Origin of the sequence: Rhodococcus artemisiae, from assembly GCF_036327795.1 — a bacterium.
GTDB lineage: Bacteria > Actinomycetota > Actinomycetes > Mycobacteriales > Mycobacteriaceae > Rhodococcus > Rhodococcus artemisiae.
Map to the genome: position 1 here is coordinate 487,080 of NZ_JAUTXY010000002.1, position 21,412 is coordinate 508,491.

The 21,412-nt window shown below is 63.8% G+C and carries 21 protein-coding genes; 15 read left to right on the forward strand and 6 right to left on the reverse strand.

Annotation, left to right across the window (positions count from 1 at the left end):
- Nucleotides 1-124 precede the first annotated feature (124 nt).
- The 10 genes from Q7514_RS06590 (at nt 125) to Q7514_RS06635 (ending at nt 10,065) form a co-directional block, all read left to right on the forward strand.
- Complete coding sequence (locus tag Q7514_RS06590; protein WP_330132443.1) at nt 125-1,060, forward strand: ABC transporter permease; 936 nt, start codon at nt 125-127, stop codon at nt 1,058-1,060.
- The gene (locus Q7514_RS06595) at nt 1,057-1,947 is read left to right on the forward strand and encodes an ABC transporter permease (protein WP_330132444.1); all 891 of its coding nucleotides are present in this window, start codon (nt 1,057-1,059) and stop codon (nt 1,945-1,947) included. Before Q7514_RS06590 ends, Q7514_RS06595 begins: the two co-directional genes overlap by 4 nt.
- Nucleotides 1,944-2,966, forward strand: coding sequence for an ABC transporter ATP-binding protein (locus tag Q7514_RS06600; RefSeq protein WP_330132445.1), 1,023 nt, complete (start codon nt 1,944-1,946; stop codon nt 2,964-2,966). Before Q7514_RS06595 ends, Q7514_RS06600 begins: the two co-directional genes overlap by 4 nt.
- Nucleotides 2,959-3,846, forward strand: a complete 888-nt coding sequence (locus Q7514_RS06605; RefSeq protein ID WP_330132446.1) for an ATP-binding cassette domain-containing protein — start codon at nt 2,959-2,961, stop codon at nt 3,844-3,846. Before Q7514_RS06600 ends, Q7514_RS06605 begins: the two co-directional genes overlap by 8 nt.
- Nucleotides 3,847-3,864: 18 nt before the next feature.
- A complete protein-coding gene (locus Q7514_RS06610) occupies nt 3,865-4,293 on the forward strand; it encodes an FAS1-like dehydratase domain-containing protein (RefSeq protein ID WP_330132447.1) in 429 nt (142 codons plus the stop codon).
- Nucleotides 4,290-4,742: a MaoC/PaaZ C-terminal domain-containing protein gene (locus Q7514_RS06615; RefSeq protein ID WP_330132448.1), complete on the forward strand. Its 453-nt coding sequence runs from the start codon at nt 4,290-4,292 to the stop codon at nt 4,740-4,742. The genes Q7514_RS06610 and Q7514_RS06615 overlap by 4 nt, the downstream gene beginning before the upstream one ends.
- Nucleotides 4,743-4,901: 159 nt before the next feature.
- Nucleotides 4,902-6,458: an ABC transporter substrate-binding protein gene (locus Q7514_RS06620; RefSeq protein WP_330132449.1), complete on the forward strand. Its 1,557-nt coding sequence runs from the start codon at nt 4,902-4,904 to the stop codon at nt 6,456-6,458.
- A 100-nt stretch (nt 6,459-6,558) separates the two neighbouring features.
- Nucleotides 6,559-7,416: an SDR family NAD(P)-dependent oxidoreductase gene (locus Q7514_RS06625; RefSeq protein WP_330132450.1), complete on the forward strand. Its 858-nt coding sequence runs from the start codon at nt 6,559-6,561 to the stop codon at nt 7,414-7,416.
- A 37-nt stretch (nt 7,417-7,453) separates the two neighbouring features.
- Nucleotides 7,454-8,263 carry an enoyl-CoA hydratase-related protein gene (locus tag Q7514_RS06630; RefSeq protein WP_330132451.1) on the forward strand — a complete coding sequence of 270 codons (810 nt, stop codon included), beginning with the start codon at nt 7,454-7,456 and terminating at the stop codon, nt 8,261-8,263.
- A 293-nt stretch (nt 8,264-8,556) separates the two neighbouring features.
- Nucleotides 8,557-10,065, forward strand: a complete 1,509-nt coding sequence (locus tag Q7514_RS06635; protein ID WP_330132452.1) for an ABC transporter substrate-binding protein — start codon at nt 8,557-8,559, stop codon at nt 10,063-10,065.
- 149 nt (nt 10,066-10,214) lie between these two features.
- Here the strand turns inward: Q7514_RS06635 and Q7514_RS06640 are convergent, their stop codons facing one another.
- The 5 genes from Q7514_RS06640 to Q7514_RS06660 all read right to left on the reverse strand — a co-directional run bounded on the left by Q7514_RS06640 (nt 10,215) and on the right by Q7514_RS06660 (nt 14,785).
- Nucleotides 10,215-10,463, reverse strand: coding sequence for an AMP-binding enzyme (locus tag Q7514_RS06640; RefSeq protein ID WP_330132654.1), 249 nt, complete (start codon nt 10,461-10,463; stop codon nt 10,215-10,217).
- A 36-nt stretch (nt 10,464-10,499) separates the two neighbouring features.
- Nucleotides 10,500-11,723, reverse strand: a complete 1,224-nt coding sequence (locus Q7514_RS06645) for an AMP-binding protein (RefSeq protein ID WP_330132453.1) — start codon at nt 11,721-11,723, stop codon at nt 10,500-10,502.
- 95 nt (nt 11,724-11,818) lie between these two features.
- Nucleotides 11,819-12,643 (reverse strand): alpha/beta fold hydrolase, encoded by an 825-nt coding sequence (locus tag Q7514_RS06650; protein WP_330132454.1) that lies wholly within the window; start codon nt 12,641-12,643, stop codon nt 11,819-11,821.
- 123 nt (nt 12,644-12,766) lie between these two features.
- A complete protein-coding gene (locus Q7514_RS06655) occupies nt 12,767-13,699 on the reverse strand; it encodes an LLM class F420-dependent oxidoreductase (RefSeq protein WP_330132455.1) in 933 nt (310 codons plus the stop codon).
- Entirely contained in the window at nt 13,700-14,785 is a 1,086-nt protein-coding gene (locus Q7514_RS06660; RefSeq protein WP_330132456.1) for a DUF7065 domain-containing protein, read from the reverse strand. It abuts the gene before it with no gap.
- A gap of 119 nt (nt 14,786-14,904) precedes the next feature.
- On the opposite strand from Q7514_RS06660, the gene Q7514_RS06665 reads away from it, so the two are divergent.
- The gene (locus Q7514_RS06665; protein ID WP_330132457.1) at nt 14,905-16,299 is read left to right on the forward strand and encodes a phosphotransferase family protein; all 1,395 of its coding nucleotides are present in this window, start codon (nt 14,905-14,907) and stop codon (nt 16,297-16,299) included.
- Nucleotides 16,296-17,051, forward strand: a complete 756-nt coding sequence (locus tag Q7514_RS06670; RefSeq protein ID WP_330132458.1) for an SDR family NAD(P)-dependent oxidoreductase — start codon at nt 16,296-16,298, stop codon at nt 17,049-17,051. Before Q7514_RS06665 ends, Q7514_RS06670 begins: the two co-directional genes overlap by 4 nt.
- 52 nt (nt 17,052-17,103) lie before the next feature.
- On the opposite strand, the gene Q7514_RS06675 is transcribed toward Q7514_RS06670, so the two are convergent.
- The gene (locus Q7514_RS06675) at nt 17,104-18,003 is read right to left on the reverse strand and encodes an NAD-dependent epimerase/dehydratase family protein (RefSeq protein ID WP_330132459.1); all 900 of its coding nucleotides are present in this window, start codon (nt 18,001-18,003) and stop codon (nt 17,104-17,106) included.
- A 91-nt stretch (nt 18,004-18,094) separates the two neighbouring features.
- On the opposite strand from Q7514_RS06675, the gene Q7514_RS06680 reads away from it, so the two are divergent.
- The 3 genes from Q7514_RS06680 (at nt 18,095) to Q7514_RS06690 (ending at nt 21,411) form a co-directional block, all read left to right on the forward strand.
- Nucleotides 18,095-18,877 (forward strand): SDR family NAD(P)-dependent oxidoreductase, encoded by a 783-nt coding sequence (locus Q7514_RS06680; protein ID WP_330132460.1) that lies wholly within the window; start codon nt 18,095-18,097, stop codon nt 18,875-18,877.
- Between the two features lie 29 nt (nt 18,878-18,906).
- Nucleotides 18,907-20,544: a thiamine pyrophosphate-binding protein gene (locus tag Q7514_RS06685; RefSeq protein ID WP_330132461.1), complete on the forward strand. Its 1,638-nt coding sequence runs from the start codon at nt 18,907-18,909 to the stop codon at nt 20,542-20,544.
- An 84-nt stretch (nt 20,545-20,628) separates the two neighbouring features.
- Nucleotides 20,629-21,411, forward strand: a complete 783-nt coding sequence (locus Q7514_RS06690) for an enoyl-CoA hydratase/isomerase family protein (protein ID WP_330132462.1) — start codon at nt 20,629-20,631, stop codon at nt 21,409-21,411.
- The last annotated feature ends 1 nt before the right edge of the window (nt 21,412 follow it).

Sequence of the window (21,412 nt, forward strand, 5' to 3'; positions counted from 1 at the left end):
ATAGAGCCCACGACGGCGTGTGCGTCATAGATCGGATCCAGTCGAGTTTCTCGCTTGTGCTCGAACGCAGGGCGCGTCCACACCTCACGCCCAGCCGAACGAAGGGTTTTCCATGTTGCGGTTCATGGCATCACGACTACTGACGGTCGTGCCTATGCTTCTGATCCTGACGGTCATCGTGTTTCTGCTTGTCGAAATCGCGCCGGGCGATCCCGCCGCGATCATCGCCGGCGCCGATGCGTCTCCCGAAGCGATCGAGGCGGTCCGTCAGCGACTCGGACTCGACCAGCCCGTGTGGCAGCAGTACGTGTCCTACGTGTGGAATGCGTTGCAGGGGGACCTCGGGACGTCGTTCGCCACCAACGAGCCCGTGACCGAGGTCATTGCTCGTCGGCTTCCGCGGACCCTGTCCATCGGCTTGTTCGCGATGCTCATGGTCGTCATTCTGAGCATCCCGCTCGGTATCATTGCCGCGGTCAAGCGCGACAGCCTCTACGATCGGCTCCTGACCGGCACTTCAGTGTTTCTGCTCGCCATTCCGCCGTTCGTGCTCGCCGCGATCCTCGTGAAGTGGTTCGCCCTCGGTGGCCTGCAATTCTTCCCGCCTACCGGATATGCGCCGATGAGTGATGGTCTGGGGGAGTGGCTCCTGTATGCCACGCTCCCCGCGATCGCCATCGCCACCATCAGCCTCGCCGAACTCACGCGACAGGCACGTGGCTCCATGATCGAAGCCCTCGAACAGGACTACATCCGTACCGCACGCGCCAAGGGACTGAGCAAGATGGCCTTGGTATGCAAGCACGCGGCGAAGAACGCGTCGGTTCCCTACATCACCATGCTCGGCCTCAATGTCGGCCGCGTCGTCGGTGCAGCCGTCATCATCGAGGCGATCTTCAACATCCAGGGGTTCGGTCAGCTCGGCGTCACCGCCGTCATCAACCGTGACATTCCCACCATGCAGGGCGTTGTTCTCGTCAGCGGCGTGATCGTCCTGTTCGTCACCCTGCTCGTCGACATCTCGTACGGCTACCTGAACCCGAGGATTCGAAACCAATGACCACCACAGTGACGAACGCGTCAAGCGCCAAGGCGCTGTTCTCGTATACGCCCGGCCGGACGATGAAGCGGCTACTGCAGGACCGTCTCGGCATGTTCTGCCTCATCGGCCTGTTGTTCTTCGTGTTCATCGGTGTTCTGGCACAGTTCTGGACGCCGAAGGACCCGTCCGCACAGGACCTGTTGAACCGGCTGCAAAGCCCCAGTGCAGAGTATTGGCTCGGCACCGACGCTGTCGGTCGTGACATCTTGAGCCGGCTCATGATTGCCACCGGTGTCGATCTTGCTGCAGCTGCGCTCGCGGTGGGAATCGGTATCATCGCGGGTGCGAGTCTGGGGCTGATGGCCGGTTACTTCGGCGGCGCCCTGGACTCGTTCACCAGCCGAGTCTCCGACGTGCTGATGTCGTTGCCACCGCTGCTGTTCGCGGTCGCGATCGTCGGTGCTCTCGGGCCGAGCCTGACGAACGCGATGATTGCAATCGGTGTGCTGCTTGCGCCGCGATTCTTCCGGTTGGTCCGGGTGAGTACGCGGGAGATCATCAGCGAGGACTACGTCGAGGCCGCCCGCTCCGGTGGGGCCGGTCCGATCAGGATCGTGGCGCGCCATGTGGCGCCGAATATCGTTTCTCCGTTGCTCATCCAGATTTCCTTCGGCGCATCCGTCGCCATCGTTGCGGAATCGGGCCTGAGCTTCCTCGGTCTCGGTGTGCAACCACCGACCGCGAGTTGGGGTTCGATGGTCAAGGAAGGTTTCGACAATCTCGCGATCAACGGCTGGACCATCATTCCGTCCAGCGTGATGATCGTTGTTTCGATTCTGCTGCTGTCACTGTTCGGCGACAGCCTGCGGGATGCAGTCGGCAGCCAAGGCGGGAGCAAGGCATGACAATAACCACCGAGAAGGCACTCGAGCAGGACACCGTCCTGCGGGTCGACGACCTGTGCGTCGACTTCAAGACACCCGATCATGGGTGGACGCGGATTGTCGATAGCGTCGGGCTCAGCGTCCGCAAGGGCGAAACCGTCGGACTGGTCGGTGAATCGGGGTCCGGTAAGACGGTCACTTCGCTCGCGATCATGCACCTGCTGGCACGTAACGCACGCATCTCCGGTGCCATTGTCGTCAACGACCGCGACTTGAACACGCTCTCGGAGAAGCAGCTCGACGACGTTCGCGGTGCCGAGGTCGCGATGATCTTCCAGGAGCCACGGCGCAGCCTCAACCCTGCCTTCACCGTCGGCGACCAGGTTGCCGAGGCCGTCCGCCGGCACCGCAAGTGCTCGCGGAAGGACGCGTGGGCCCGCGCCATCGAATTGTTCGACCGTGTCGGCATCCCCGATCCGGCAAAGCGAGCGCACGCCTACCCGCACCAGTTCAGCGGGGGTATGTGCCAGCGTGTCATGCTCGCGATGGCACTGTCGTGCGATCCGGACGTTCTGATCGCCGATGAGCCGACCACCGCGCTGGACGTGACTGTGCAGCGGCAGGTGCTCGGTCTGATCCACGAACTGCAGCTCGAACTCGGGCTCGGTGTCCTGCTCATTACCCACGACCTCAGCGTGGTTGCGGAAGTGTGTGACCGGGCTGCGGTGATGTACGCAGGCAGGATCGTCGAGGACGCGCCCATTCTCGAGCTTTTCGACAACCCGCGCCACCCCTACACCGCGGGGCTTCTGCACGCGATGCCTGATCCCGTGCGGCATGCCGAGAAGATGGGTGTGATCCCCGGCCGTGTGCCGCCTCCTCACGAGTTCGTCGATTCGTGCCGGTTCGCGCCGCGCTGCCCTTACGCGCAGGACAAGTGCACCGAGGGCTTCATGCCGTTGTCGACCATCGGAACCGATCATCTCGTGCGTTGCGTCCGCACCGGCGAGATCTCGCTGGAGGACGCTTTCTATGACTGACACGACCGCCGCCGGCGCACACGCCGGTATCCGGAAGAACACCGGCGACGTTGCTCTCGCCATCGAGGGTTTGACGAAGTCGTATCCGGCCAAACGCAATCTGCTCGGTCGTGTGACCGAGACCGTCGACGCCGTGCGGGGTGTGAGCCTCGAGGTGCGCAGCGGTGAGACACTTGCGCTGGTCGGCGAGTCGGGTGCAGGCAAGTCGACCGTCGGGCGACTGGCATTGCGTCTGATCGAACCGGACACGGGCTCGATCAAGGTGCTCGGCGACGACATCACCGCGATGGGACGGTCGGATCTGCGCAAGGTCCGGGGCCGGGCGACGATGATATTCCAGGATCCGTTCAAGTCGCTGAACCCCCGTGCCCAGATCAAGTATTCGATCGCCGAGCCGATGCTCTCGCAAGGGGGGTACAGCTCGTCGGACCGCGACAAGCGGGTGGCGGCGTTGCTCGATCGCGTCGGTCTGACCGCACATCATCTCGAGCGGTTTCCTTACGAGATGTCGGGAGGTCAGCTCCAGCGCGTGGCGATTGCCCGGGCGTTGGTGACCGACCCGGAGGTCGTCGTCTGCGACGAACCCGTCGCTGCGTTGGACATGTCCATCCGATCGCATGTCATCAACCTGCTGCGCGAACTACAGGCCGAACGTAATCTCGCGTACCTGTTCATTTCGCATGACATGTCGCTGGTACGGGTCATCGCCGACCGTATCGCGGTCATGAAGCGTGGCGAGATCGTCGAGTGCGATGAGGCGGCCGCCTTGTTCTCGGACTCCGCCAACGAGTACACCCGCACGCTTCTGTCGGCTATCCCGGCTGCGCATCCGAGTCAACGCACGTTCCGGCCCGCCCCCACCTCACGAATCGCAGGTTAGGGGTCGACCGTGGCAGTCATGCCGATCGAGTGGGGCAAAGTCCGCGAATATGCCCTCGCAACCGGCGCCGGGCGGCCCGAATATCTGGACGACCCGGTAGCTCCCGTGCCGCCGACCTTCCTTTCCACCGTGGTGTTCTGGGACAATATTTCGCGGGTCTTCGACCTTCCCGAAACCCGCGCCGGATGTGAGGCGATCGGAGTGACACCTGATGTCCGCCGACTGCTGTCCCTCGAGCAGGAATACGAATTCCACGGAGGGCTGCTCCATGCCGGCGAAACCGTCACGACCGGATTGCGTCTCGATTCGGTTGAACACAAGAACGGAAAATCGGGACCGATGGCGATGGTGCACTTCACCGTGACATTCACCGATGTCCACGGTGAACTCAGAGCGGAATGCCATTACACCTCAGCTCTTCTCGCGAATCCTGGGGTGCAGGCATGACGTTCTCGACGGTCGGTATCGAAGAGGGGCAGGAGCTTGCCCCGCTCGGGTTCGGGCCCATCACGATGACCGACATCGTGCGCTACCAGGGCGCGAGCGGCGACATGAACCCTATGCATCACGACGACGAAATGGCTTGTGTTGCTGGTTATCCCGCAGCATTCAGCGTCGGGATGCTCGGTGCAGGCTATCTGGCCGCATATTGCACGGATCTCTTCGGTACCCGGTCGGTGAGACGATTCCGGACCCGATTCCGCAAGGTCGTCTACCGCGGAGAGGTTCTCACCGCACGTGCTGTGGTCCGCAGCATTCGGGGGAGTGGAGGCGACGCACGGATCGAACTCGGCCTGGAATTGATCGATTCGACGGGCGCTGTCGTGATCGACGGATCGGCCGAATTTCTGCTCCGTGCGGTGAATAATACTGACGCAAAAAACGATTCCGAATAATCCCATACGTTCGGTATTGTGATGCGAACCACCGCGCGTTAGTGTCGTCGATGAAATATCACATCTTCTTCGGGTGTCGCAGTGTGTGCGCTCCCTCCCGCGCCTGCACAGCCTTGATCCGCGCTCGCACTCGAACCTGATTCCGCGAAAGGGCATCTCATGTTCCGAAGTCGCTGGGCAGTCACCGCAGTCGCGTGTGTGGCTGTAGCCGCGTTGGTTTCCTCGTGCGGGAGTTCCGATTCGTCTGCCGCTGCGGGTCAGGGTGAGGTCGACACCAACGCAACCCTGTCGGTGGGTGTGACCCAGGCGGTGAACACGCTGGACCCGCATATGGCGACCTCGGATCTTGCGTCGTTCCGTTTCGGGCTCAACCTGATCTACGACCGGCTGTTCACGGTGGACCACGAGGGTGAGGCCAACGGCATGCTGGTCACCGACTGGACCTACAGTGAGGATGGCAGCAGCGTTGTACTGACTCTTCGTGACGACGCGTCCTTCCGCGATGGCACGCCGCTCGATGCTGCGGTGGTCAAAGCAAACCTCGACCGTGCGCGCACTCTCGAGTCGCCGGTGGTCAGGCGCTCGTTGTCGGCGATCTCCGATGTGACCGCGACAGGCCCGTACGAGGTCACCGTCGTATTGAACGAACCGACCAACCAGCTGCCCTACACGCTGGCCGGAGTTGCCGGCCTCATCATGAATCCTGTTCTCTTCGAGAGCGGCGATCCCGGCATGACCGCCGACGGCTCCGGTGCGTACAGCGTCGAATCGTGGGCGCCCGGCGAGAAACTGGTGTTGGTGCGCGACCGCGACGACTACTGGGACGCCGACGCCGCCAAGCCGGCTCGTATCGAGTACACCGGTATCCCTGACTTCCAGGCATTCACCAATGCCGTGGCTGCTGGTCAGATTGACATCGGCCAGTTCCAGCCAGGCAACGTTGCCGCCGTCGAAGGCCGTGATGGTCTCGTCACCGTCCCTGTCGATTCCGGGGTGGGTATGGAGATCGCGATCAATCGCGATGCGAAGCCGCTCGACGACCTGAGAGTGCGACAGGCACTCAACCACGCCCTCGACCGCGACATGATCACAGAAGCGCTCTACCCGGATTCTCGCGTGCGGTGGCAGTTCGCTCCCGAGGGACTGCCAGGATTCGATGAAAGCATCGAGGGGATCTACCCGTACGACCCCGAGAAGGCCAAGGCGCTCCTCGCGGAGGCCGGCCATCCGGACGGTATCGATCTCGGTGAAATTGCGGTGTCGTCGGCGACCACACCGGGGCTTGTCGATGTGATTCAAGAGCAGTTTGCGGCGTCGGGCATCCGGTTCGAGCCGCGCGTGCTCGACGGCGTCGAGGTGTACACACAGTTTGCAAGCGGGACCTTCCCCATGATGATTGCGTTCAGCTCGTACGGGCTCAGCCTTCCCGCAGGCCTCAATACACGCGCGGGCGCGACGCAGAATCCTGCTGGTACCACGCCGGAGTACGACATGCTGCTCGACAAGGTCACCGATTCGACGCGCACGGATGACGAGCGGTCGGCGAGCGCGGTCGACCTGAACAGGTACCTCACCGAGGACGCATGGGGAGTTCCGATCGTGTGGATCACTTACCCGTGGGTGATGAGCGACAAGGTCAGCCACTTCAGTACCGAGATGGATTATGCGACGACGTGGGGACCCTCCGACCTGAGGTACCTGACTGTCACCGAATGATCATGCAACAGCGAATTGCGCTGCATCACTGAAGGTACGCACCGCCTGTCGATCGCGACGGCGGTGCGTACCTCGTTCACCGATACGAGAGATGAGGCTCATGAGTGGAACCACGATAGATCTGACCGGGCGAGTTGCCATGGTCACTGGCAGCGGCGGAGGGATCGGCCGCGGGATTGCGCTGTCGCTCGCAGAGGCCGGCGCGGATATCGTCCTCGCCGAGATCGACCCGCAGCGGGCAGAACAGACCGCCGAGCTGATCCGTGGTCTCGACCGCAAGGTGGTTGCGGTGCAGACCGACGTGATGGACAGCGATCAGGTTCGGGCGGCCGTCGAACGGACAGATGCCGAATTCGGACGACTGGACATCCTCGTCAACAATGCCGGTGGAGTGCGCGGCGGAGCGTTCGTCGATCAGAGTGAGCGAAGCTGGCGTCGGCACATCGACATCAATCTCGTCAGCATGCTCGCCGCGACCTCGGCTTCCGTCCCCCTCATGCGCAGGGAAGGACAGGGTGGCTCGATCATCAACGTCAGCAGCATCGAAGGGACCCGCGCCGCACCGAACTTCGCGGTGTACGCCGCATGCAAGGCCGGGATGCTCAGTTTTACGCGGACGATGGCTCTCGAGCTGGCTGCGGACGGCATCCGAGTCAATGCGATCACACCGGACCAGACTGTGACCCCCGGAAATCACGGGCAGCGCACGGGTCCGATCGATGAAGCCGCATTCCTGGTACGTGAGCCGGCTCTTCAGAATGCGATGGACCGGTACATTCCGCTCGGACGCATGGGACACATCTCGGAATGTGGCTCGACCGTAGCGTTTCTGTGCTCCCCTCTCGCCTCATACATTACGGGCGCGACTCTTCCCGTCGACGGTGGAACGTGGGCTGCGTCGGGTTGGTCGCTGGGGGCCGAGGGGACATGGAACCTGGGAGACTACCCCATCGGCTGAGTCGTCGGTCGGGTCGATCGTCGATCCGTAGTGATACGTGAGGAGAATCCGTGACAGCAACAAACGGGTACTGGTCGAACAGATCGACCAGATCCTGGTCGTGACGATCAACCGGCCGCACGCACGCAATGCGGTGTCCGCGGCAGTCACTCAGGGTCTCGTCGACGCCCTCGCGAGGGCCCAGAACGACCCCGATATCCGCGCGGTGGTGGTTACCGGCGCAGGCGACGAGGCCTTCTGTGGAGGCGGCGATCTCAAGGAGATGGCTGCCGGCCGATCGCTATACCCGAGTCCTGAGATCGAGCGGGCCTGGGGGTTTGGCGGGTTCTGTCGGCATCCGATCGACAAGCCGATCATCGCAGCGGTGAACGGCTACGCGATCGGTGGCGGGGTCGAGATCGCGATGGCCTGCGATCTCGTCGTCGCGACCGAGTCCGCCTGGTTCTCGCTTCCAGAGGTGCGTAATGGTTTCCTCGCGTCCGGAGGCGGGGCTATCCGGGCTGCACAGTGGCTACCGCGGGCGATCGCGATGGAGATTCTGTTGTTGGGCGAGAGATTCAGTGCTCGGCAGGCTCACGAGTGGGGGCTGGTCAACCGGGTGGTCCCGGATGGTCGTTCGTTGTCGACCGCACTGGACCTTGCCTATCGGATCGCGACGAGTGCGCCGTTGGCTGTACAGGCGACAAAGCGCCTCGTCGCGGGAATCGTCGACGGTACGGCCGTGACCGAGGTGGAGGCGTGGGCTCGCAACGACAGAGAAGACGCCGTCGTCAGCGAGGCCGAGGACGCGAAGGAAGGCCCGCGGGCCTTTGCCGAGAAACGTCCGGCCGTCTGGAAGGGACGATAGACATCGAGATTCGGAATTCGGGCCAGCCCCGGGGTGCAGGTCTCGAGCCTCTGGCTGCAGTTGCATAACACCTTCTGTAAGTCGAACAGTCTTTTGGAGCCAACTCTAGGCAAGAACCTTGTGTGTGAACTAGGTTACACTCGTGCACTTGGTGATCGACATTCGGTCGCGAGTGATGTCCAGCTTGTACGCAATTTCGACCGTTCGGCCGGTCCGGCCGAGGCTTGAAGGGACGTGTCATGTTTCGACGACGTTGGCGTTTGGCTGTAGCGATGGTCGCTGCTGTCGGACTGATGACAACTGCCTGTGGCTCAGGCGATTCCAGCGGAGATGGTTCCGGTGGCGGCGGTGAGGTGGACACGACGGCGACGCTGCGCGCGGGCTGGACGGTCGGCCCGAATTCGCTGGATCCGCACATGGCAGTCTCCGAGGTTGCATCCTTCCGGTTCGGGATCAATGCGATCTACGATCGGCTGTTCACCATCACCTCCGCGGGTGAGGTGGAGGGGATGCTTGTCGATTCGTGGGAGTACAGCCCGGATGGCCAGCAACTGACCATGCAGTTGCGTGAGGATGCGTCGTTCCGCGATGGCACGCCGCTAGACGCGCCGGTGGTCAAGGTCAACCTCGATCGGGCGCGCACGTTGAACTCGCCGGTGGTCAAGGGTCTGATGGAGCCGGTGACCGAGGTGGCGGCGAGTGGGCCGTACGAGGTGACGTTGACGTTGTCGTCGCCGACCGATCTGATGCCGTATCAGTTGGCGGGGATGTCGGGGTTGATCATGCATCCGGATCTGATCGCGAACGGTGATCCGAATATGGAGGCCAACGGCTCGGGCGCGTACAGCGTGGAGAGTTGGGCGCCGGGTGAGAAGCTGGTGCTGGTACGTGATCGAGATGACTACTGGGACGCCGATGCTGCGCAGGTGGCGCGGATCGAGCACACGGCGATTGCGGATTTTCAGGCGTTCACCAATGCGGTGGCCGGTGGGCAGATCGATATCGGGCAGTTCCAGCCCGGCAATGTTGCGGCGGTCGAGGGTCGCTCGGGGTTGAACACGGTCCCGGTTCCGATGGGTATCGGGACCGAGTTGATGTTGAATTGGGACTATGGGCCGCTGTCGGATGTGCGGGTGCGGCAGGCGTTGAATTATGCGCTCGATCGTGAGGCCGTCACGGAGGCGTTGTTCCCAGGTTCGGATGCGCGGTGGCAGTACTCGCGTGAGGGTTTGCCGGGCTTCGATTCCGGTCTGGAAGAGCGGTATCCGTATGATCCGGCGAGGGCCAAGGAGTTGTTGGCCGAGGCGGGTTTCCCTGATGGTGTGGATTTGGGTCGGTTCATCATTTCCAATGCGGTGACGCCGGGGTTGACCGATGTGATCAAGGAGCAATTCGAGCAGTCAGGGATCCGCTTCGAGCCCAACGTGATGGATTCTCTCGAGGGAATGACTACGTTTGCAGGAGGTGAGGCGCCGGCGTACCTGAATTTCTCGTCGTACGGTCTGGGCTTTGCTGCCGGGATGGTAACGCGGTCCGGTGCGACGCAGAATCCGGCGGGGCCGACGCCGGAATACGATCGGCTCTTCGCGGGTGCAACGGATTCGCGACGTAGTGCCGAGGAGCGAGAGGCCAGTGCGGTCGAGCTCAACGACTACCTGGTGGAGGAGGCGTGGGGTGTGCCGATGACGTGGGTGACCTATCCGTGGGTGATGAGCGATAAGGTCGGAAATTTCAGTGCGGATATGGATTACGCCACCACGTGGGGTCCGTACGATTTCAGGTACCTGACCGTTTCGGAGTAGCTGCTCACGCAGACTCGGATGCCACTGATGCAGTCGTGTCCCCTCCCCACTTCTGTGGGGAGGGGACCACGACTGGGAGGGCGGGTCGAAGTATGCTGCTGCGGCGAGGTTTCCGGCCGCGTGACGTTCGGTCCGAGCAGTGCATCGAGTCAACTGCGTCGAACCGGTGGGCTCCACGCATCGGTCAGGTCGATGGTGTCGAGCAGTCCGGTCTTGAGGACCTTGTTGGTGGGAGTGCGCGGTAGCGCGTGGGTCAGGATGAGATATCGCGGACGCGCGTGCTTGGGTAGATTGCTCGTCAGCCACGTGTACAGTTCCAGCTCGTCCAGAGTGGAATTCTCGACACTCTCCGCTACGAGCAGGACCTGTTGTCCTGCAACAGGGTCGGGCACACCGATTACGGCGCAAGCCGGACAACTGCGGGTGCTCGTCTATCACCGCCTCGACCGCAGTTGTCGAGATGTTCTCGCCCATCCGGCGAATGGTGTCGCCGGCTCGATGGAGAAACTCGAAGTTACCGTCCGGGTGTCGTATGACGACATCGCCCGTGTGGTACCAACCGCCGGCCAGTGCCCGCTCGGTCGCCTCGGCTGGTTCAGATATCCCACCATGATCATGCGCCGGTCGTCGGGCCGAATCCAGAGCTCGCCCGGTACACCGTCGGCGACGGGCTGTGCGTTCTCGTCCACCACCTGCGCCTGGTAGCCGTCGCGGACGCGTCCGCACCAGGTGTGTTCGAGGTCGGGCGGTGTGTCGCTCAGGACAGGAGGGAACCCGACTTCGGTGGAACCATAGAGGTCGTAGCATTTCACGGCGAATCGTTGTGCGAATTCCGCTGCAAGAGCGACGTTGTGCCCGGCGAAGACAGCTTCGAGGGGGTTGTCTGCGTCGTCCGGCTGTGGCGGTGACGCCAGCAGGAGAGCGCCATGCAGTGTGCCGGTGGTGCATCCGAACCTACGGACATCGTCCATGGCGGCCTTCGCCGAGAGCCTTTCGCGGAGCACGACCTGGCCGACGGTATCGCACATCGTGACCAGTGGGCTCCGTCCGGTGACATGGAACATCGCATGGCAGTTGTAGCTGACGTCTTCGGCGCCGAGTGGAATCCGGCCGATCACGGTGGCGAACTGCGCCCAATCGAGTATCACTCCTTTGGCTGGTCCCGTACTGCCGGACGTATAGATCACACACGCGATATCGGCCGGGGAGGGCAGCGGATCGAGCTCGGTGGTAGCCGAATTCAGGGTCTCCCACGCTCCACGTTCGACGACCCGAATAGGCAAGGTCGGTCTTGTGTCTCGGATGTGGTCGGCAAATTCGGGTCTGGTCAAGCACAGCATGGGTGAGGCATCGTCGAGGACATGCTCGAGGAAGGCACCCTTCAGCTCGGGGTTGAGCGGAACCTCTACCGCGCTAAGGCAACCGAGGGCGACCCAGATCATTGCCGCATCGATCGAGGGCGGCAACAAGGTCGCCACACGGGATCCCGAAACCACGCCGAGGTCGCGTAGATGCTCCACCCAGCTGCGGACGCCCTCCCACGTCTCTCCGTAAGTTGCATGGCCTCCCGTCACTTCGCGGAGAAACGGCCGGTTCGGTTCCGATCGAGCACGAGAACACAACTGAACCGGCAGCACCGATGCCGGATCGGTTGCCATGGCGGCGAGTGTCGATGAGGTGGGCAATTCTGGCTTCTCTTTCTTACTTGCACAGATACGGACATTCGATGACGAGACCACCATCGTGCGGATGGTCACCATCTCATTCGTGCCGCCACCGTCCGGATTACGTCTGCGCATTCGTCCGGTCGTTCCAAGGGGAGGTGATGATGTGCGCCGGCCATGGGTCGGATGTCGATATCCGGTTGCCACCCGCGCAGCACCGGCAGTGATTCGATCACAGGAGCGGTGCTCAGTGTGCCGTATGCGTACGCGACCGGACACCGTACCGCCCGCCAGGCTTCATTCACAGCAGTGTCCGAAAACGACGGCGGCCGAAGGTCAGCCCGCCACGTCCATCCGTTGGCAGTCTGGTGAACTGCATATGCGGCGACCGGGTCGATGACGTCTTTCGGCAATGCCGGTTGAGGTGGCTCGAGCCGGAATCGCTCACGTATCTCCTCGTAAGTCCGATACATTCTTTGGGGTCGGACGGTCCGCTGGGCGTCGTCTTTTCTGACCGCAGTACGGAAGCCCGTGTCGAGGACGACCAAGCCACCGAACAGCGCGGGCTCGGCGGCTGCGGCTACCACTGAAGATCTACCTCCCATGCTGTGGCCGACCACAAGTGCGGGTCCTGCACCGACACTGCGCGCGACCGCAGCGAGTTCCTGCGCATGGATTTCGGGATTGTATGCGCTGCGGAGGCCGCTTCGGCCGTTGCCGCTCAGATCGACAGTGATCACACTGAATTCGTCGCTCAGCAGCGGAACGACCCGATGCCACCACATCTGATGCGCACCGAACCCGTGGACAAGTACGATCGGGCGCTGGCCGACGCCGTGAATCGAGTAGTGAATCGGGCATCCGACCACTTCTATCTCGGCAGACGCGATCGTATGGGCACTATGACATTCCATCAGTTCACTGATCCTCTCCAATCTGTAGTGTCGCTCGGCGGATGGTGCGCACCTACTCGCGGCTCTGCAGGTCGAAACCGAATCGACTGCGCCGTCATGCGTTGAGGGTGAGCACGATTCGCATCAGTGGAATCTGGAGATCACCGCGTCGCCGTAGTGGTGGAGTGCGTCGATTGCCTCCTCCACCGTCGTGGCGGGTGGGTCGAGCACGAACCAGCCGACACCTGCCTGGTTGAACTCGTGCAGGCGGTCGCGGTGCTCGTCGAGCGTGCCGCCGTGGACCAACACTTTGCTGTCCGCCCCCTCGATCTGCACCTCGACCGCGTTGCGCGGCCGACCCGCGGCCTCGGTGAGGTCCCGCAGTTCGTCGATCGCCCTCGTCAGCGCAGCGACGGTCGGGATCGGAGTCGTGCGGACCGTCGCGGCTTTCTCCTGATCTATCAGCAAGGGGGCCCAACCCTGTCCGACTGTGGCCGCTCGCGCGAGGGCCCGTGGGGCGTTCCCGGCGATCCACACCGGAACGCCGCCCTCCTGGACCGGGAACGGCAGTGCCGTCTGTGCCAGGCTTATGAAGTGCCGACCCTCGTAGCGATACTCTCGCTGCGTCCAGGCGCCGCGCATCACGTCGATCGCCTCGTCGAAGAGTTCGTGTCGCTCGTCGAAATTTACGCCGACGGCGGCGAACTCCGACTTCAGGTATCCGACGCCGGCGGCCATGATCACTCGGCCCTGCGACAACTGGTCCAGGGTGGACATGGCCTTCGCGACTAGAAAGGGGTTCCGGTAGGGCAGCACCATCGCGTACGTCATCAGCTTGATGCGGTCCGTGACGGCCGCGCAGAACGCCAGTGCGGTGGTCAGGTCGAAACCGTCGTGGCCGCCGGACCGGATCCACTTGTCCGACGGGATCGGGTGGTCGGTGACGGCGATGGCGTCGAAACCTGCGTCTTCCGCGGCACGCGCGAATCGGGTCATCGCCTGCGGTCCGAGGAATTCCGGGGTGTATCCCTGGACCGCGAGCGGGTACTGGACTGTGAACTTCAAGGAATCACCCATCTAGGACAGGTCCCCGACTCGTCCGGTGTCGCGCAGGGCCCGCACGAGTTCGGCGAAGTGGTCGGGCTTCCATCCGTCCTGATCCTCACCCCAGCCGATCTTTCCGTCGAACTCCCAGCGCATCAATGCGTTCGATCCCGTGCCGTGTTCACACATGTGGCTGACGGCGAAGCCTTCGGCTTCCATCGACCGGCCGGTGACGTCGACCAGTTCGACCTCCATGTGCGCGCTCCACCCGGTACGCGGATCGCGGTAGTTGCGCATGCGGCTGCGTGTCTTGTCGAGTCGTTCGAACCGTCCGTCCTTCAGTAGCCACCCGACATTGAGCGGCGAGAAACCCGCGGCGTTGCCGTCCTGGGGACGAACGAAGCTCAAGAAGCCCGTCTCGGCGCCGGCGTGGCCGAAGATGTATTGGATGCGACCGCGACCGCGTTGCCGCTCGACCTGCCGCCATGAGGATCCACCGGGTTCGCGAACGGTGTATTCGCCGCGCAGGTGTTCTGGCTTGCGGCTCTGTAGGTGCGCCCCGCCGCGCGGACCCCACGTGCGGTCCCGCACGGAGTGACAGTCGATGGTGATGCGCTCGCCGTCGAGAACGAGTTCACCGGTGAGATGGCCGAGCTGATCGAAATGCGGGTTGAACATCGCGGGTGCTTCGCCGGGTGTGAAGCGTTGAGGTGGGTGCACGCTGCGGTGTTCGAATTCGATCGCAAACTTCGCAGCCGGGTCGGAGTAAGCGATGTGGTAGTCCATGGTTGGCTTCAAGGCTTTGACGCTGAAACCGCCTGAGGGAAAGGTGATGTCGCGCAGGTCGGGGTTCTCGATCATCGGGATCGGTCCGGGGTTACGGAAGTACGCCAGACGGCCGGGGTCTGCTCCGCGCGGATCCCACGCGAACACGCGCCACGTGACGGTGCCCTGGTTGGGTAGATGTGCCGCGTGGAGCCATCCGCCGATCCGGCGCTCGGGAACGTTGAACGACCACCAGGTCGTCTCGGTCTCGTAGGGGTCGTCGCTGAGCCGGTGGTAGATGTCGTCCTCGGGGAGAAATGGTGCGTCGGGGTCGGTGACGGCGTTCGAGGTCATGTGCACGCTCCGGGATCGGTCGAAGAGCTTGTCGAAAGCAAACTAAGTGATATAAGTGATCTGTACCATATGTGGTGGCTGACCGCATTCGTGAAGCCCTCCAGGAATAGGACGCAGTGATGACGACGGCGACAGAAGATACGACCGAACTCGGAGCGAATGCCCTTTCCTCCGAGCTCGTGGAGTGGATCGGCGACGCGGCGAACGGCACCGTGATCTCGTCCGATCGACGCCCGGGCGGTGGTCGGCGCGAAGCGTGGGTGGTGGAGGTGCGCGGTGCAGACGGCGTGGTACGCCCGCTGTTCCTGCGCTACGACCGTCTCGACCCCGAGGAGAAGGGTGACGATTTCACCCTGCACCGCGAGGCCGCGTTCTTCCGGGCTCTGGGCGGCACTGCGGTCCCCGTCCCGGACGTCGTCGGTGTGCATCCGACCGATCAAGCGATCCTGTCCGAACTCGTGCCCGGGCAGGCGTGGTTTTCCCGCCTGCACGACGAAAGCCAACGAGTGTCTGTCGCGTCGGATTTCATGCGGATCCTCGCCGAGATGCATCGTGTCGATCCGCACCGGCTCGAGCTGCCGGACCAGGACCCCGACGCGGATCTGCGCGTGCTCGTGCACCGCGAGATCGATACGTGGGAGAAGATCTATCGTGACTCCGGGATCATCGATCCGCTGATCGATCTCGGGCTCGATTGGGTGCGTAGCCATGTGCCGGACGTGGACGGACCTGTGGTGATCGTGCAGGGAGATACCGGGCCGGGCAACTTCCTCTACGAGAACGGCAAGGTTACCGCCGTCCTCGATCTCGAATTGGGCCACCTCGGCGACCCGCATGACGATCTTGCATGGGTCTCGGTCCGCGCGGTTCAGGAACCTTTCACGAATCTCATGGAGCGTTTCGGCGACTACGCGCGCGCGGCCGGCACGGATATCGATCTCGACCGGGTCCGCTACTACCGGGTGCTCGCCGAATTGCGCATCGTGATCCTGGGGCACCGCAAGCGTGCGGAACCCGACCTGCTGGGCGAGGTCGGCAACTCTCTCGTGTACGGACTGCTGCACCGGAGGCTGTTCCTCGAAGCGCTGGCCGATGTCGTAGGTGTGGAGATCGTCGAGGTCGATCCGGTGCCGGCGACGCCGAACGAGAGAGACTGGCTCTACGACGCCGCACTCGAGCAGATCCGGCAGATCATCGTGCCGCGAAGCGAGGATCCGTTCGTGATTCAGCGCAGCAAAGGCCTGGCCAGAATTCTCAAGTACCTGCGTGAAGCCGCGTCCGTGTCGGCGCCGATCGAACAGCGAAACCTGGACGATCTCGAAGCGGTGCTCGAATATCGTCCTTCGTCGGTCTCTGTGGGCACTATCAAGCTGGTGAAGCGGTACCTCGTGGGAACGGTGCCGCTCGAGACTGCGGTGGGCGTGCTCTTGCGTCAGGTGGCCGGCGAGACGCAGGCACTGCGCCCGGCAATGGGCGTACTTGCCGACCGGCACTTCGATTCGATCAAGCGGTGAGTGGCGCAATGGGATTCGACGGAAAGATCGCTGTTGTCACGGGCGGCGCTCGCGGGATCGGTCGCGCGATCTGTGAGAACCTCGCCGATGCAGGGGCCTGCGTGGTGGTGGGATATCGCTCCCGGGCAGACGAGGCGACCGCCGCAGTCGCCGGTATCCGCGAACGAGGGGGAGCGGCAGTGGCCGTGCAGATGGACGTGGCGGACTCTCAATCCGTGACGGACTGCATGGCGTCTGCTCGCCGTGAATTCGGCGGTCCGATCGAGCTTCTCGTGAACAATGCTGCCTACTCGCGTTTGCTCGCTGTCGACGAGCTGACTCCACAACGGTGGGATCTCTTGTTCCGCACGAACGCTGGCGGGCCCTATCTCACGACGTGGGCGGTCAAAGACGAGATGGCCGAGGCAGGCGGGGGCGCGATCGTCAATATTTCGTCGATCAACGGTGTCTCGGCGAACCCGTCGACGATCGCCTACGGCGCGACGAAGGCCGCGTTGAACAACTTCACCCGCGGGTGCGCGCTCGCGTTCGCGAAGGACGGCATCCGGGTCAATGCCGTGGCTCCGGGTCTGGTCCTGACGGAGCAGTCGCAGACCGTCACGGCGCAGCAACGTGCCGCGATGGTCGAGGGAATCCCGTTGGGGCGTGGCGCACAGCCGGAGGAGATCGCGTCGGTCGTGCGGTTCCTGCTGTCCGCTGAGTCCTCCTACATCACCGGCGAGACGCTCGTGGTCGCAGGAGGGCGCCACTGAGAGTGGACGCAACGCCACGCACCCGATCCTCTCGGATCGGGTGCGCCGGCGGTCAGGTCGCGTCCACCGGAGTGTCGATCTCGGCCAGCACGTCGAGCCGGTCGGGATGAGGTAGCCACCCGAGTTCGCGCCGCGCGCGGGGTGCGCGCGTGCGACTGCACGTCGAGAAGACGATCAGAGCGGCGAAGGTGCCCCAGATCTCCACGCCCTCGGCAAGACCGATACTCCGGGCCGCAACACCGTGCTTCTGTGCGAGGGCCTGGGCGATGGTGCGGAAGTTCGTTTCACCCGACACCGCGTGGTACAGCGCGCCGGCCGGCGCCTTCTCGGCGGCGAGGTGGTAGATCTCCGCGACGTCGTCCACGTGCACGTTCGAATACAGATTCAGGCCACGGCCGATGTAGCAGACCGCACCGGTCTTCTCGATCGACGTACGGAAGCCGTCGAGCATGGGGGAGCGGCCGTGTCCCCAGATCATCGAGGGCCGTACGACGATGCCTCGGACCCCGCGGGCGTTCGCCTCACGCACGACGTTCTCGGTGTCGACGCGACCGCCGATGTACTTGGACGGGACGAATTCGTCGTCCTCGGCGAACGTGTCCTCGCTCCACTCGCCGTCGGTGCGCTGCGACAGGACGCCGGTGCCGGACGTGAAGATCAGCGTTTTTCCGGTTCCCTCAAGGGTGTCAATCAGTGCTTCGACGGTGTGCCGCTCGGGCTCGAGCAGCAGTTGCGCGGCATAGAGAATGACGTCTGCGTCGGCCGCGTGCGCGACTGTACCCTCGGGATCGGTCAGCAGGTCGCCGAGCACGGGCTCTGCGCCGGCCTTCCGCAGCGCATCACCGTCGTCTTTGTTGCGGACCAGTCCGCGCACGGTGTGTCCACCTGCGACGAACCGCCGGATGAGCGCGGAGCCGAGGAATCCTCCTGCGCCGTAGATCAGAACATTCATGTTGTCCTCCGGGGACTGTCATCGAACCCGTACACTGTGTTATAACCCAGATCACATAGTTTACTAAGTATGCACGATATCGGGAGGCAAAATGGATCTCGGCCTGAAGGGCAAAGCTTTCCTCGTCACGGGCGGGTCCGACGGACTCGGTTTCGCGACTGCCTCGTCTCTGGTCGCCGAGGGCGCCGACGTGACGATCTGCGGGCGCAACACCGAGCGCCTCGACGCCGCAGTGCGGTCCCTGCGCGCACTCGGCGGTGGATTGGTGGAAGGAGTGCGGGCAGACGTCACGGTCGCCGCAGACCTCGACGGTCTCGTCGAACAGGCGCATGCGCAGCGCGGCCGGCTCGACGGCCTGGTCAACTCCGCCGGTGTGCACAGCGGCGGTGCGTTCGAAGAGATCACCGACGACGCCTGGCACGACGACTTCGACCTGAAGTTCCTCGCGGCGGTGCGCGCGAGTCGCGCGGCCATGCCGCACCTGAAGGAATCGAAGGGTGTCATTCTCAACGTGCTCAGCACGGGTGCGCGTGCCCCGGGCGCCGGTGGCGGTATGCCCAGTTCCCCGCTGCGGGCGGCAGGCCTGAGCCTGACCAAGGCGCTGGCCAACGAGTTCGGCCCCGATGGAGTTCGGGTGGTCGCGATGCTCATCGGCATCATTCGCAGCGGGCAGATCATGCGCCCGGCGGTCGAAGCCGGCCGCGATGTCGAGGAATACCTGGCCAAGATCGCCGACCGGATGAAGATCCCACTCGGCCGCGTGGGCGAGCCACACGAATTCGGCGACACCGCGGCCTTCCTGCTCTCACCCCGCGCCGGTTACCTCACCGGTACAGCCGTGCACGTCGACGGCGGCTTCAGTCCCGTCATCTGACCAGTCCCCTGATCACGAAGGAACATGTTGTGAAGACCTATCAACTGGCGGCCCAATCGCTTTCCGAGTGTGGTGTCGGAACCATCTTCGGACTCATGGGTGATGTGAACCTCGCGTATCTCGGTGACTTCGTCGAAAACCACGGCGGTGAGTTCGTGGCGGCCGTGGCCGAAGGTGGCGCGGTGTCGATGGCGGACGGCTACGCCCGCATGACCGGTGGTGTCGGCGTCGCATCCGTGACACACGGCCCTGCAGTCACGAACTGCACGACTGCCCTTGTCGAGGCGGTGCGGTCACGCAGTGCACTGCTGCTGCTGACCGGCGCCACTCCGGACGTGCGCGACCACTTCCAGGACCTCGATCTCGAGGGGTTCGCCCGTCTCACGGGCGCGGAGTACCGTCGGGTGCGGAAGGCCGACGCGGTGGGTGCGGATATCGCCGAAGCCCTCGCGCGGGTGGCCGCCACCCGGGTTCCTCTCGTGCTGGATCTGCCTTACGACCTGCTCGAAGTTGCGGTGACGGGTGAGTCTCCGCGCGCGGTACCTCCGCTGCCGGTGCCCGGTGCCCCGGACCCTGATCTCGTCGACGACGCGCTTGCCGCGTTGCTCGGCAGCGCGCGACCGGTAATCCTCGCGGGCCGGGGTGCGGTCGCCTCCGGGGCGCGGGACGACATCCTGCGGCTGGCGCGGGCCATCGACGCTCCGGTGATGACGACGTTGCTCGCGAAGGACTTCTTCGCGGGTGAACCCGAGAATCTCGGTGTTCACGGGTCGCTATCGCATGCTGTGGCGATCGAAGAGCTCGGACGTGTCGACTGCATGCTCGTTGTCGGTGCCGCCCTGTCGTCGTTCACGACGGACAACACGGCACTGCTGGCCGGCAAGTTCGTCATCCAGGTCGACGATCGATCCGGTGCGTTCGGGCGTTTCGCGCCGGTGGATCTTCCGATTCCTGGTGACGCCGCAGGTGTGGTGCGTGCGTTGTGCGAGCGCCTCGCGGAGGCCGAAGCACCGGTGCCGTCCGGTCGTCGTGTCGCCCAACTCGCCGAAGCGGTGCAAGGGCTCGAGGCGAAGGGTTACCGCAGCATCTCCGGCGGCGGAACCGTCGACATGCGGGACGCGATGGCCCGCCTCGCCGACCTGCTTCCGCAGGGAACACAGGTCGTCACCGACGTCGGACGGTTCTCGTTTGCGGCGTGGAAGTATCTGCCGGTCGATCCGGGTCGCTTTACCGTTCCCGGCGCATTCGGCTCGATCGGACTAGGGATCGCGACCGCAGTAGGTGCTGCCGCGGGTCGCCGCGACGTGCCGACGGTCTGTGTGGCAGGGGACGGCGGCGCGATGATGGGGCTGGTGGAGGTGAGCACGGCGGTCCGGCATCGCCTACCGCTGGTGCTCGTCGTTCTCGACGACCATTGCTACGGCGCCGAATACCTCAAACTCGAGAGTCTCGGGCTCGCGACCGCGCATTCGGAGGTCGAATGGCCCGGCTTTGCGGAGACGGCGCGCGCACTCGGCGCCCGCGCCGTGACGGTGCGGGAGGTCGACGAGTTTGCGCAGGTCAGGGAGCTGCTGGACGAGGGGGCCTACCCTCTGGTTATCGAGGTCAAGGCGGATCCCGCCCGGCGTCGCCCCGAGTTGGCTGCGGTTGCCGGGCATGCGCGTTGATGTGTGGTCGATAGGGACTGGACTCAACATGGGTCACTTAGTAATATTTGTGAGGGCGCATGCCCGTACTTTCCAGGAGGAACTGTGGACCTGAGCGGCTTGACCACGGTGATTGCAGAGCTGAAAGACCACGTTCTGACGATCACGCTCGACCGGCCCGACAAACTGAATTCGTTCACCGACACGATGCGGGCCGAGTTCGCTGCACTGTGGGTCTACGCGCGCGAGGAGGATGACGTCCATGTCATGGTGCTCCGGGCCAACGGGGAACGCGCCTTCTCGACGGGTGTCGACGTCAAGGAAGGTACGTTCCTCTCCGACAACGTCTTCAGCCGCCGCGATCCGGGCGTCGATCTTTCGCCCAAGCACAATGGTTGCTGGAAGCCGCTGATCTGCGCCGTGCACGGCATGGCCGCCGGCGGTGCGCTCTACTGGCTCAACGAAGCGGACATCATCATCGCAAGCGAGGATGCCCAGTTCTTCGATCCGCACGTGTCGTACGGAATGGTCGCGGCGCTCGAGCCGATCGGCCTCGCGCATCGGATCCCGATCGGGGAGGTGCTGCGCATGGTTCTGTTGGGCCTCGATGAGCGCATGTCGGCGAAGCGGGCACTGGAGATCGGATTCGTCAGCGAGATCGTGACCCGGGATGGCCTGTGGGATCGAGCGCAGGAACTCGCAGAGCGCATTGCCGCGAAGCCTCCCGCTGCGATCCAGGGCAGCATCCGGGCCATCTGGGAGTCCAAGGATCACGGCCGGTCCGCCGCCCTCGCGACCGGTATGTACTACACCGACCTCGGCAATCCGATCGGCAAGGCTCAGGTCGTGCGCTCCGAGGTGCCGACCCGGAAGTACGAGGTGCGCTGAC